This window comes from Bacillus sp. FSL W8-0116, assembly GCF_038003825.1.
Classification (GTDB): Bacteria; Bacillota; Bacilli; order Bacillales; family DSM-4216; genus Bacillus_O; species Bacillus_O smithii.
In genome coordinates this window covers 3,302,450-3,316,318 of the sequence record NZ_JBBOPY010000001.1, presented here as the reverse complement: position 1 = coordinate 3,316,318, position 13,869 = coordinate 3,302,450, and the positions used below count along the sequence as shown (strand labels likewise).

The 13,869-nt window shown below is 42.3% G+C and carries 9 protein-coding genes and 1 other annotated feature; of the genes, 2 read left to right on the top strand and 7 right to left on the bottom strand.

Annotated features, from left to right (window positions below; all coding sequences use genetic code 11):
* Positions 1 to 118: 118 nt before the first annotated feature.
* Entirely contained in the window at positions 119 to 397 is a 279-nt protein-coding gene (locus N1I86_RS15810; RefSeq protein ID WP_003352441.1) for an acylphosphatase, read from the top strand.
* A gap of 913 nt (positions 398 to 1,310) precedes the next feature.
* Here N1I86_RS15810 and brnQ read toward each other — a convergent pair.
* The 5 genes from brnQ to N1I86_RS15785 all read right to left on the bottom strand — a co-directional run bounded on the left by brnQ (position 1,311) and on the right by N1I86_RS15785 (position 9,755).
* Positions 1,311 to 2,639: a branched-chain amino acid transport system II carrier protein gene (brnQ, locus tag N1I86_RS15805; protein WP_341097142.1), complete on the bottom strand. Its 1,329-nt coding sequence runs from the start codon at positions 2,637 to 2,639 to the stop codon at positions 1,311 to 1,313.
* 181 nt (positions 2,640 to 2,820) lie between these two features.
* Positions 2,821 to 3,048, bottom strand: a binding site (T-box leader).
* 418 nt (positions 3,049 to 3,466) lie between these two features.
* Positions 3,467 to 4,834 carry an ISLre2 family transposase gene (locus tag N1I86_RS15800; RefSeq protein ID WP_003355652.1) on the bottom strand — a complete coding sequence of 456 codons (1,368 nt, stop codon included), beginning with the start codon at positions 4,832 to 4,834 and terminating at the stop codon, positions 3,467 to 3,469.
* Between the two features lie 187 nt (positions 4,835 to 5,021).
* On the bottom strand, positions 5,022 to 6,728 hold the full coding sequence (locus tag N1I86_RS15795) for an ABC-ATPase domain-containing protein (protein WP_003352447.1): 1,707 nt from the start codon (positions 6,726 to 6,728) through the stop codon (positions 5,022 to 5,024).
* Positions 6,729 to 6,963: 235 nt separating this feature from the next.
* Positions 6,964 to 8,874 (bottom strand): vWA domain-containing protein, encoded by a 1,911-nt coding sequence (locus tag N1I86_RS15790; protein ID WP_341097140.1) that lies wholly within the window; start codon positions 8,872 to 8,874, stop codon positions 6,964 to 6,966.
* An 8-nt stretch (positions 8,875 to 8,882) separates the two neighbouring features.
* Positions 8,883 to 9,755 (bottom strand): MoxR family ATPase, encoded by an 873-nt coding sequence (locus N1I86_RS15785; protein ID WP_341094289.1) that lies wholly within the window; start codon positions 9,753 to 9,755, stop codon positions 8,883 to 8,885.
* Positions 9,756 to 10,340: 585 nt separating this feature from the next.
* Here N1I86_RS15785 and N1I86_RS15780 point away from each other — a divergent pair.
* Positions 10,341 to 11,480, top strand: a complete 1,140-nt coding sequence (locus tag N1I86_RS15780; RefSeq protein ID WP_341097190.1) for an IS110 family transposase — start codon at positions 10,341 to 10,343, stop codon at positions 11,478 to 11,480.
* A 227-nt stretch (positions 11,481 to 11,707) separates the two neighbouring features.
* Here N1I86_RS15780 and N1I86_RS15775 read toward each other — a convergent pair whose 3' ends face one another.
* Positions 11,708 to 12,145, bottom strand: a complete 438-nt coding sequence (locus N1I86_RS15775) for a Rok-like winged helix domain-containing protein (protein ID WP_004439798.1) — start codon at positions 12,143 to 12,145, stop codon at positions 11,708 to 11,710.
* Positions 12,146 to 13,659: 1,514 nt separating this feature from the next.
* The gene (locus N1I86_RS15770) at positions 13,660 to 13,869 is read right to left on the bottom strand and encodes a DUF6501 family protein (RefSeq protein WP_004439805.1); all 210 of its coding nucleotides are present in this window, start codon (positions 13,867 to 13,869) and stop codon (positions 13,660 to 13,662) included.

The window sequence follows — 13,869 nt, the reverse complement described above, 5'->3', positions numbered from 1 at the left end:
AAATTCTCGGTCAAGGTGCTATTTTCGGAAAACTATGAAATTGAATTTTCTACCTTTCTATTCTTTAGGAGGATGTTTTCACAGAAAAAAACCCCGCAATGACGAGGAGGATCAGATTATGATGAAACGACTTTTTATTAAAGTATACGGAAAAGTTCAAGGTGTAGGATTCCGTTATTACACACAACAAAAAGCCCAACAATTAGGTCTGAAAGGCTGGGTGCGAAACGAAATGGATGGATCTGTCGAAATAGAAGCCGAAGGCGATGAAATGCCTCTGTCCGAGTTGATTTCTTTCATCAAAAAAGGAGCCAGCCCCCACGGAAGAGTAGATCAAATCGAAGTTGTCGAAAAAGAACCGAAAGAAAATGAAAAGAAATTTACCATCCAATACTAATTCAAAAAGAGTCTCTTGAACTCACAAAAAATGACAATCTGTTTTTATACCCATTTGGCACAACAGGATCATACAGATAGGTTCATTTCCTCCTGCATTTAACGATTCTTGGGATCCCCCGAATGGCGATCATTCGTCTTTCCTGTAAACCTGTTCCATGCAGAAACAACGCCTCTCATGAATCGAGTAGGAGGGAGCGATTAACTCCCGTCCTCTCACACCACCGTACGTACGGTTCCGTATACGGCGGTTCAATTAAGATCATTGACGCAAGTCTTTATAACTTCCGTGAATAGCTATTCTCTTTATGCCAGTGGTCATTCCACCCTCCAAGAGGTCTCCCACGGGATTCACCGCTTCCTCCCTCAAGTGAGGTACTACGTTTTCTGTGTTCATCATGACTCACTGAATACCAAGGGCTATTCTCTCTTAATTGTTCGGTCCTTCTTAGTTGTTCTAGACCAACTAATACTATGACCTCTGCTGACTTCTGACGGTTCAGCTACTTATCACTAAGTAGGTTATGAAGAGTACTTCACCTATCCGCCAGACCTCCCCGGGTAAGTACATGCACTTTCACACCATCTATCCGCCTCATTTACTCGATATGACCTTCGACAGAAAGAGCTTTGTTTTGTTATGCAAACTCACTCCATCATACCTAGCCTTATATGAGGTTCGTGTTCCTCGGACCGGTGTTTTGCCTCCAGCTTCCTTCAGATTCCGCGTCACCACGGACACCCTTGCTCTTGGCTAACCTCTACTTCTGTCTTCGGGGTTCGGGACTTACACCTTATAGTTCATGTACATGCCGGGCGCACATGAAGAATGGCTGCCGACTTTGTCGACAGCCATTCTTTCTATATGGTCCGTTTATATAGCAAAAACGAAATGATGCTGTTTTGTGTGAACGTTACTGTTTCATTTTAGCAGGTGTCCATTTTTTCTTAGTACGAGAAGAAGATAAGACCCATCCGATGATTCCTCCGAGAATCGAAGGCAAAAGCCACCCTAATCCTACGGAAAACAACGGAACCCAAGACAAGGAATGGTTCAGCCATTCCCAATTGAATCCGAATGCTTTCAAACCATCATATAAACTGAAAACGGCCGTAAAAAGAATGGCCCCTTGATAAACACGTTCAGAAATGCCTTTGGAATAATGATCTATGAAAGACAAAACGATTAATACGATGGCCAAAGGGTAAATCATGCTTAGAATCGGAACGGAAATGGAAATGATTTGATTAAGGCCTATATTCGAAATCAAAAAACTGATAATCGTAATCAAAATGACAAATTTTTTATATGAAACAGCAGGCAATCGTTCCGCAAAAAACTGGGCACATGCCACCACTAATCCAATACAAGTCGTTAATACAGCCAGCGCCACAATGATGCCGAGAAGAACTTTACCTCCTGCCCCAAAAAGAAGGTTAGCTGCTTTGGACAGGATTTCTCCCCCATTTTCGAAAGAACCGTGTGTGGCCATTTTAAACCCGATATAACCTGTTCCAATATAAACAAGCGCCAATCCCGAACCAGCGATTATTCCGGCTTTGACCGTCATCGCCACCATTTTCTTGCCATTTTCAATTCCTCTTTCCTTAAGTGCGTTGACGACCACGATGCCAAATGCTAAAGCGGCAATGGCATCCATCGTTAAATAACCTTCCATAAAACCTTTTGCTAAAGGGGCATGCGAGTACTCAGCAGACGGCGGCTGAATGGAACCATCCAACTTTAAGAAACCCGTCACACATAAAACAGCGATAGAGGCGAGCAGGAGCGGAGTCAATAATTCGCCCACTCGATCGACCATTTTCGATGGATTTAAACTTAACCAAAGGATCAAGATAAAAAAGATGATGCTGAATAAAAATAAGCTAAAGGAAGCTGCTTCGTTCGATAAAAATGGTTTGACCCCCATTTCAAATGCAACATTCGCACCGCGCGGAATGGCAAAAAACGGTCCAATTACTAAATAAATCACCACGGCAAAAAACAGCGCAAAACGTGGATGGACCTTCTCAGCAATCGAAAGGACCCCGTTTCTGGACAACGCAACCGCCGCCACTGCTATAATGGGCAGCCCTACTCCCGTGATGATAAATCCAGCAATGGCTGACCAAAAAGACCGTCCTGATTGGATTCCTAATAAAGGAGGAAAAATTAAATTTCCCGCTCCAAAAAACAGCGCGAAAAGCATAAGCCCTACAACCCATAACTCTTTTCTTTTCATAACGTTTCCCCTTTCTCTATGTTGTAATCTGAATGATGAATTAGTGGTACTGGATAAAAAAAACATTTACTCCGACAAGTCAGACGCCAAAGCAAAATTTTATTTTTCTCCTTTCGATGAGCTGGCTGCCTGATTCCAGTACTCTATTAGAATATTTTTTCAATAAAAAAACTCGTCAAGTTGAAGGGACGAGTCGAATCGCGGTACCACCCTAATTCCGTATATATACGGCACTTTAGAAGACGCATCATACGTCTAGTCTTGGTAACGGAAGAAACCGGCAATGCTTACTGTTTCCTTTCAGCATGGCGTCTCCAAGAGGATCTTCAGTATAAGTCTGTTCATCGGCTCCCACCTATCCCGACTCTCTGGTGAACAGATATTTATCTGCCCTTTATATTATGGTTATCCGGAATAATAAAGGGCAGATAAATCGAACCGTTTTATGACAAAACCATGGTTCGCATTATACTTACTCTTCTTTTCATCGACTTTCACTAATTGTTTATCATCATAACAATCATTAAAATTATTGTCAATATAATTTTTTGAATTTTTTTCAAAAGCTAAATTTTTCGATTCATATAATTCAAGTGGCTATTGTTCAATTTTTTTACCAATATCCCTTTTCTAATATATTATTTAAAAATATTCTATGATTCAACAATGAATGAGTCAGTGAGTCAGTCAAGACTTTGTGGGAATTTTTTTGGTTCGCTGAAAATAGATGTAAGTCATAGGTTAGCGAACCATTTTTTTGAATTTCATCCGTAAGCGCTTTCGGACTCTCATCCCTTGCCATGACAGACGAATATGTATACCTTTTTTTACCATCCCTTGAATTCAGACAGGGCATGATAGATCGGAGTCCCGGACGATTGCTGTAAATATGGCACGTTATTCCGCGTTACCTCTGGAAGAAGACGGCGGATGCGTTGTTTCGCCTTGTTCACGATCGTCTGTTTGGTAGATGCCGTTTCCTCCGCCGGATGCGACGATTCTTCTCCTAAACGATGTCCGAAAAGACGAATCCCATCCATCCGGGCAATCATTGCCTTGAAAAACGCCCTGAGTCCCTTGTCTGTCCAACTGCGGCGGTATTTCACCCGATACGCCAGCTGGCTCATCACGCTTTCAGCCCTCCCCATCGGATACATGCCCGTTGTGTCCACTCCTTGCTCCTTCAGCCATTCCCGGTAATCACGGATGCATCCCGGCATCGATTCGATCCGGTGGATCAAGGCAGCCAGCTGTTGTTCTTTCGCTTCGTCCCCCAGCGTGCCGAGGGCGCTGTTCAGTTCCACAAGCAGCTTCTCTTCATCCTGCTTCGCCAGCTTTTGCCGAATCGCCTGCCACCGTGGATGGCCCGAGAGGCATTGGCGCAACTCACGCGCCACGTGGAATCGATCCAATTGGAAGCAGACCCGTCCTTTGAAATACTCCCGGCACGCGGTAATCCATGGAGCGCCGTCCCCGTTGATGACAAGAAGATCCCGACACGGATCATAGGCATATTCGTTCATCAAAAATTCCTCGAAGCCTTCCCACACCTCCCCCTTGCCTTCATGGACGTAATGGCGCTGATTCACGAATTCGATCCGTGAGCCGTTGCGCTTCCATCCTTCGTGAACGGTCAGGATTTTGTCTTCCTTGGCCCGTTTTCCCTTCCCTTGGAGAGAGACAAACAGTCCATCGGCCTCCACAAACAGCACCCGTCCATATCGCTGGTCAACCGGGCAGTGCAGCGGAACTTCAGCCTCGAGCACCAACTGGCGGATCGTCTCATGGCTCATCACCGGATACCCGACCATCTGGGCAAGCGTATGAGCCGCTTTGCGATAGGAAGAGCACTCCACAGCCAATCCCATCGCCGTTTCTTCTAGACAAGGGCTGATTGACTGCGATCCATCAAACGCTAAAAAGGAATCAAGCAAAAACGTGTAACGGTTTTGTTCTCGGTCTAAATAGTAGTTTCGCTCAAAGGTAACTTCGCCAAACAAGGTTTGAATCGTGGTGCGTCGTTTGTCTTTCAAGTGGTACCGGCGCTTGTCCCGGGTTTCCGCCAATTGTCGGTCGATGTCCTCCAACAGAGCCGTAAACAGCTCGGTGAAGGCGTTTTGCAAGGCTCGAAACAAATCAAGTTCGATCTCTTTCCATGTCAACGAATTTGTGGTAAGATGTTGTTGAATATTCATGGGACTCTCTCCTCCTGTTTGATGGTGTGAACAATGATCATCTTACCAGGGAGAGAGTCCTTTTTTCATGTTTCCTGCTTGGGATCCTACCGCGCTTTGCTTGGTGGCCCCGATGAGGGGGATTGCGAACCTATGTTCCCAACCCCTCATCGGGGAATTCTAAGAATTTCTCCCACAAACATTTTACTCACACACAATGAATTTTTAATGATCGCATCCGATTGAGAGCAGCAGCAATTTCCAATGCTCTCGGCCGTGCTAGTTCACCGGGGTTTTTCGGGAAGCTTGAAAAAGAAGCAAGCCCTTCCTCATTCATTTTTCTTTCCACGATCAACAGGAGTTCAGAAACAGTCATTCTTTTTTTCAAAAATCCCTTTTTTTCTATCCAATGGAGAATTTCTGCGATCATAGCTGTCTGGCTAGGATGGACAATTTGTTCCACCGCTTGAAGAGAGACGGATTCATGACCGTACAGAATTTCGTATTTTCCTTTTGCCGCTGCCTTCTCTTTTTTTCCTTTCCTGCAGTTTAGCGATTGAGGCAACGGGATGCGGCTTTGAAATTCTCCAAATGTTTCTCCACCTTCTCGAATACGCTGAGTAGAAAAACGTTTGGCGATTTCTTTTGCTTGCTTGGTTACATCAAACGGCAAGTAGTGATCCATTTTTATGACAATATCGGCCACATCCAAGTAGTCTCCTGAACCACCTAATACGAGAATGGTGGACACTCCATGTTGTGTAAATAATGAACGTACCTTATCTACAAATGGCGTGATCGGTTCGTGTTCTTTCGAAATAAGGGCCTGCATTCTGGCATCACGGATCATGAAATTAGTCGCAGAAGTATCCTCGTCCATTAAAAGAACTTTGGCACCGGCTTCTAATGATTCCATAATATTGGCGGCTTGCGACGTACTTCCACTCGCATTTTCGGTGCTAAAATGCAATGTATCTTTTTCAAAAGGAAGATCTTGAATAAAAGGTTCGATATTGACCGACGCCACGCTTCTTCCATCTTCCGACCGAATTTTCACGGCGGTTTCATCCGTTAAGACAAATTCTCTGCCATCCCCTTCAATATGGTTATAAACTCCTTTTTCAATTGCTTGAAGCAGCGTGCTTTTGCCATGGAAACCGCCGCCGACGACCAATGTCACCCCTTTCTTAATTCCCATCCCCACAATGGGTTCCGTACGATGAGGAAGCGAAATGCTCACTTCCAGTTCTTTCGGACTCTTAAAGGGTATGGCCTTTTCTTTCGACACCGGCAAATCGCTTATCCCGCTCTCGCGCGGCAAAATCGATCCGTTGGCAATAAAAGCAATATAATCATGTTCTTTCATCCATTTGCGGATGGCAAATTGCTGGTCACATAATCGAACCACTTGGTCAAAATCAGCTTTTGAAGCGGAATAGACTGCTTCTTTCACGATTTCCGGAAGATCTTGAAAGAAAATGGTTTCCGCTTCTCTTCCTAAAATCGTTCTGCCACGCGCCGGCAGCCCCACTGTTAAGCAAATAGAAAGCGTTTGATGAATCTGAACAGCGGTTCTTTCTAAAATTTCTTGTCCCGGAACGTCAATACGAATTTGTCCGCTTTTTCCAGATCCCATTCCTGTCTGTCGTCTTTTCTTTAATGAATGGGCTATTCTCCGCGCCAATAAATCTTCACAATAGATCTTTCGTCTCTTCTGACCGTAATGATCCTTTTTTAAATTCAACTTTTGAAGTGGAACGATTAACCGGAGTTTCGTCGGAGTCGCAAACGGGTCTTTTTGGACATGGTCGACGATGAGCGTATAATCCGGAAAACGGTACTCTCCGCGTAATCGCTGGTAGGAAGAATAGCCTTTTCCATCTATTTGTCGCAATATTTGTTTCATATGTTCCATCTGATTATCTCCCTCTTCTCTAGCCAAAATCGGACATGAACAAGATATCAGCTGCGCGCCAAATCCGCTTTTTATACCGATTGATTGATGATTCAAGAAGGAATTCTTTTTGCCAATAGCAAGTATTTCGCCTCCATCTTAATAGGCATTTCAATCGATTTAAAGAAGAAACTTTCATGTCAACCGTAATTCTAAAAATAACTAGAAAGATCTGGCGCACATGTGTGCGTTGAAATTAAATGCTTTGAATAAGCAGTTTTCGCAACAACGGAAACAAGACATCCGGCAATTCTTCCACATTAGAGACAAGAACGGTATATTTCCCATAAATGTTTTCAATCGTCTTTTTTTGCCCTTCCTCAATCCCGCCTTTGGAGAGAAACACGTTGATCACCTCGATCCCTTGTTTTCGGGCTTCCACAACGGCTTCATGGGTATCGATGATTCCATTTTGAGCGTAATTCAAGGCAGCCGGCTCTCCATCCGAAAAAACAAGCAGAAATTTTTGTTTTTCAGAACGACGAAGGATTCGTTCTGTCATGATGCGAATGGCAAAACCGTCCCGATTGTCTTCTTCAGCATTCAATTGCAAAATTTCGGGTCCGCTTGCTGGATTTAAAGAGGAGGAATAATCGATCACCGTTTGCAAATAATTGGGCTGACGCTCGGGAATGGCTTCATTCGCATCTTCCCAAAAACCGGCGATCTCATGAGGTACTTTCACGGATTTTAGCGCCTCATGAAACAGTGTAATTCCCACCTTTGTCTCGTTCATTTTATCTTCCATGGAAGCAGAACAATCGACCAGAAGGGCAAAAGCAGCATCAATCTCCCATGAGGGCTGGTGCTTTTTATAAAAGAGTCTTGGCTGTTCCTCCAAAAAATAGCGAAGAAGATTTTTGTCCAATCGTCCAAAATGCAAATGGTTCCGAGGATGACTATTTTTACGCTCCAATATTTCTGTAATCAATTTTTTTAGCTTTTTCTTAAGAGGAGCGATGGAAGATTTCAGTTGTTGATAATGGAGAATCTCTTCCTGACGCGGAATGGCTGCTCTTTTAAACACTGGATAGGCAAAACGATTTTCCTTTCCATATTCGGCTTTACCTGTTTGTTTTTTCGTATCCCGCATTTGTTCGGCCTCAAGCGAGGAAAAATCATGGCGAGAGGATTTTTGCGATGATCCTTGGACGATGCCGAGAGCTTGGTCCTCCACATCTCCTTCGCGAACACCATCTCCCAGCAGATCGCTCTTTGAACCTTGGTCTAAATCAAACTGAAGAAACGATTTTCCTTTGTCTTTTGTTTCCCGATGCCAAGTTTGAAACTGTTCCTCCATCAAGTCTTCATCATCATTCTTTTTCTCAGTCCGGTTATGACATTCCAACGGATCCATTCTTTTTAAGTCCTTCCAGGATAACTCATCTTCTAATTGGAAAACAGTTTCCGGCAGGTGAAAATACTCATTCAGCATGTCTTTTTCCAACAGTTCATCAAGAACTTCTACCACTTGCAAACAACGGCGGCTAACGTCGCTTGTAGAATTCGCATCCAAAATAGGCAATAACGTTTGTTCAATAAACGGAAATACCGAATCCAGCTTTTCACCAAGACTCTCGGCAGCTTCCAAAGGCGACTCTGCATTCAGCATAAGATAAATTTTGCAAAACAAAGCATCTGTCAGGACACTCTTGACTAAATTGGCATTCATCTGTGTTCGAAAATGCTGTTTATATAATTTTCGACGGATGGCAAAAGAACGTTTTGTACCCGGTCGGAGACGCGTGCAAATATCTTCAAGACGCAAATCTTCAGCAAGCACAAACAGTTGTTTGGCAAAAGAAGAAATGGATGTCTTTTTTACCTCTCTTACATACTGTCGGACTTGTTCATAGTCCGTACAATGCAAGCTGCCAATGGCTCTTAAATACACATCGCTCTTCAGTCCATTGACTTTATCAAACGCCGGCCGATGATCCCAAAAATAGCTTACAAAAACTTTTTGTTGGCCTCTATCAAGGTAGGAAAACGGACCGAATTCCACTTCCATTTCTTTATTTTTCGATAACGTCTTCGCCAAGTCGGTCAGCTGCATATATAAAAATGAATCGATTTTTTCATCGTTAAATTGGATAAACCGCTCCATATCCATCCCTACCCGAATATCGTCTCAGCGATGTTTTGAACCGCTGCTTTTTCTCTCTCATCTTCCAATTTATCTATAATCGCTCGCTTAATGGCGCGAATCGGCGGCAGAAAAACGGCTAAATCACAGGCATCAATCAATGCTCGAATGGAAGCCGCCTCTTCTGAAATAATTCCGTTTTTGGCTTGCTCGATTAAATCGGAAGAAAGGGTCACAAATTGATCAATCTTTCGTTCCTCTTTCAGGAGGCTTTGATCAAGCAACACCTTTTTTAACGTTTCTCCGCTAATATAAGGTACTTCAATCATGACAAATCGGTTTTTGAGAGCTTCATTTAATGGCGTCGTTCCGATATATCCTTCATTAATGGCAGCGATGACGCCAAAATCATGATCCGCTTTGACGACTTCGCCGGTAAAAGGGTTTGTAATGGTTCGTCTGTAGTCAAGAACTCCGTTTAATATCGGAAGTGTTTCCGGTTTGGCCATATTAATTTCATCTATATATAATAAATGCCCTTTTGTCATCGCTTGGATAACGGGGCCTGGAATAAATTCAATGACTTGTTTTCCGTTTTTTTCCTGAATCGTCTTAAATCCAAGCATTGCTTCTGCATCGAGATCCACCGAACAATTGATGCTGTGCATCGGCTGCGAAAATAATGACGCCAACGTCTCTGCCAGTCTTGTCTTCCCTGAACCAGTCGGTCCTTTCAATAATATATTTTTCCCCATTGCCAATGCGATGGCTGCGTCAACAAAAATAGCCGGATCTTCGGCATTGTATCGTATTTTTGTCTGCTGTTCCTTATTTTTAAACCGCTGTGACCGTTTGTGAATTTCTTCTTGAACCGGCTGCGGCAAATATTCTATAGAACTCATTTATCTCGATCCTTTCTATGAAGCATTTTGCACAGTTTCATTCATTAAATGACCAATAACAGATTTAAGTGATGGATATCTTGCTTTCATCACCTATCAAAAAAGCGTTGATACATTCTAAATTGAAATATTTTCCATTCAATCTAGACGCTGAAAAGAAAAAGACGTGAATAAACCAATTTACACTTTATTATACCTTGCCAAAAGAAACAAGACTATTTGTAAGGCCCGCTTTAAAACGGTAAGAGATCGGTCGGCAAACGTGCATTCTATTTAAAAGATGATACAGGAGATTCTTTAAAATCATAAGACCATTAAATTTGACCACAACAAAACATTCATGATCGTCTCTCTCCCAACCCGTGCATGAAAATAGTTCCTTCCCGTCCATATTGGTAAAGACACAAACAGTTCATAATACGTGGCTTTTTTTGGTGGTTCGACCCTGAACACAAAACTGTTTGAGTGAATTTGGTGTTCAACCCTTTGTTAGCTCTTTCCAAATGGAAGGATGACTACGTACAGAAAAATGCTTATTTTCAAATTCACTCACTGTTTGTGATCCTATCTTTATGGAGTGATTGGATGGAAGTATTTATTGAAAGATGTGCAGGATTGGATGTTCATTCAGAAACCATAGTGGCTTGTGTTCTGATTGGTTCAAAGGATGATGAACTAATTAAGGAAACAGAAACCTTTCCGACTTTGACCAAAGATTTATTCCGGTTGTTACAATGGCTCGAAGACCATGATGTGACCCACATTGCGATGGAAAGTACGGGAGTCTACTGGAAACCCGTGTTCAATATCTTAGAGGACTTCTTCGATATAACCCTGGCGAACGCCCAGAGGATTAAAAACGTACCTGGAAGGAAGACGGATGTTTCTGACGCTGAATGGATTGCAAAATTATTGCGCCATGGATTAATTGAAAAGAGTTTTGTCCCTCCGGTAGATATTCGGGAGCTGCGTGATTTAACAAGGCTGAGAAAGAAATGGATTGGCCACGTAACTTCTGAGAAGAACAGGATTCAGAAAGTATTGGAAGCCTCAAATGTTAAATTAAGTACGGTCATTTCAGATGTGTTTGGGGTTTCAGGAAGAAAGCTGCTCAATCGCCTCATCGAAAAAGGATATGTAGATGTAAAGGATGTTGAAGAAAGAATTCATGGGAAAATGGCTTCGAAAAAGCAGAGGATTGCGGATTCCTTATTTGGAACAATAAACGAGCATCAGCTTTTTCTGATTCGTCAGTCCTGGCAGCACATTGAATATTTGGAATCCCTCATCACCGAAATTGAACAAAGAATTGATGTTTTATTACAGAAATATCAGGAAGAACTTCAATTACTTCTAACGATACCCGGCATTAAGAAAGACACAGCAGCCGTCATTATCGCCGAAATGGGTGTAGATATGAGTCAGTTTCCAACATCACAACATTTAGCATCATGGGCGGGAGTGTGTCCAGGGAACAAAGAAAGTGCAGGAAAACGGTATAGTACAAGGACGGTAAAAGGGAATCCACCTATCAAATCCGCCATGTGCGAGGCGGCTTGGGCAGTGTCAAGATGCCGAAACAGATGGTTAGCAGCAAAATATTGGTCATTGGCAGCACGAAGAGGAAAGAAAAAAGCACTCGTTGCCACATCGCATCGAATGCTTCGGATCATTTACTCCATGCTTATCAACAAGGAGGCTTTTAAAGAAAAGCAAATTAACTAGTATAACCAAAGTCAAAAAGATCTATACAAAGTTACCTACCACAGGTAGCTCTGCTTTCTTATTGACTTTTTTCGGTCTTTGTTTAGGTTTGCCTGCTTCCGCCCGTAATATACGAGGAAACCTAGGAAATTATTTTCACAGAAAAAAGCTGATTACATCCGTAATCAGCCTAAGCTGTTGGCATCATCGTCCGTTTTACCGATCAATTGAATCATATGTATAAACAATCAGTCTTCATAATCGTAAATGTACAATCCTCTTCCCAGTTTTTGAACATGCGGTTCTTCTTTCATAAGCGCTTTCATAAAAGTAGTCATATTCGCGATTTTCCTAGAAGTGACGGCCTCAATCTGTCTTTGCAAGTCAACTCCTCGAATCGGTTCATTTTGCGCTTTCAAAATGGAGACTGCCACTTTTCTCATTTCGCTTACTTCTTCTCTTCTCCCTAAGATTCTTTTTTCAGAATCAACAGCGTTGGCTGCTTCATTTGGGGAGTATGCTTCTACCGGCCAATCACCTTGAAGATTTTTTTCCATCGCATCCAATTCTCTTAATCTGTTTGTGATTTCTTCCCGTTCTTTTCGGATCTCCTGAAAAATCTTCACTTCCACATTATTTAATTGTTCCAAACGAATTTTCAATGCCATTCTTTCGTTAAAAAGCATCCCCCTGCTCCCTCCGTTATTTCTAAATGTAAATTAGTCCATTTTCTATTCTATATAATAAATTGCGTCAAAGTTATACTAACAAAAAAATGCACTCGTGACTATTAAAAATTTATAATTATTCATTTCTATTATTAAAGAAACTATTCTTTTTTCTCATATTTTATTTTTTTCGTGAGACTTTCTTTTCGATCCTCTTCTTCACCTTATTTTTTACAAGGGAAACTCATTTAATCATTGCTGCTAATTATTATCTTTCTAAATACTTTTTATGATTTTATAAATTTTATAGCAGCGAAAAACCCGTTATTCACCGGGTTACATAGCAGTATTTTCATTTTGTTGGTTTGCGAGGCTTTCTTTTACTTGATCACAAGCTCGTGCTGCCTGTTCAAGGGCGTTTTGCAACGATTCTTCATGATTCGGGCTGCTTGCAGGCATTGACGGCTTGCACAAGTCTATTTGATGATGCGAAATTCATTCGCTTTCCGCGGGCGATCCATGAGCCTTCTCGCTGTGGGTCTCGATTTGCTCGCTGTTCCCGCAGGAGTCTCGTCCATTTCGCAATCATCAATAAAACGTAACTTAGCCAAATGAAAAAATATCGCCTTTTCCATTATGTCCTGCTAACAATAAAAATGGAGGCGATTTTTTTGAGTAGCTATTTTTATTGATTAAAACAAACATTGATTCGCGACGGAGAATCGTCAAAGCTTTCCGTGAATATCTTCTGATAATGTGGCTGTTCGATCAGCTGGCGGAAAAGGACTACTATTTGCTTCAAAAAAAAATCCCGAAATCGAGTAGGAGGGAGCGATTAACTCCCGTCCTCTCACACCACCGTACGTACGGTTCCGTATACGGCGGTTCAATTAAGATAATTGACGCAAGTCTTTATAACTTCCGTGAATAGCTATTCTCTTTATGCCAGTGGTCATTCCACCCTCCAAGAGGTCTCCCACGGGATTCACCGCTTCCTCCCTCAAGTGAGGTACTACGTTTTCTGTGTTCATCATGACTCACTGAATACCAAGGGCTATTCTCTCTTAATTGTTCGGTCCTTCTTAGTTGTTCTAGACCAACTAATACTATGACCTCTGCTGACTTCTGACGGTTCAGCTACTTATCACTAAGTAGGTTATGAAGAGTACTTCACATATCCGCCAGACCTCCCCGGGTAAGTACATGCACTTTCACACCATCTATCCGCCTCATTTACTCGATATGACCTTCGACAGAAAGAGCTTTGTTTTGTTATGCAAACTCACTCCATCATACCTAGCCTTATATGAGGTTCGTGTTCCTCGGACCGGTGTTTTGCCTCCAGCTTCCTTCAGATTCCGCGTCACCACGGACACCCTTGCTCTTGGCTAACCTCTACTTCTGTCTTCGGGGTTCGGGACTTACACCCTATAGTTCATGTACATGCCGGGCGCACATAGAGAAAACCCGACGAGAAAATGATTTTATCTCGACGGGTTTCCGTGTTTAAAAATGGATTTGGGGACAATCCCTTATGCCTCTACTTCTTCAAAATAATGTTTGTAAAATCCTGCCACTTTGTTTGTATTATCCACCACGAAATAAAATTCTTCTGTTTCATTTTTCACTTCATAAATCTTTCCCACTGTCAACACATTGTTGACCATATACTTTTTAGCATTGGTATTGGTGCACTTCACTTTTTTTAAAGTTGGTCTTTCTCTCCATGTCAGATGAATCAT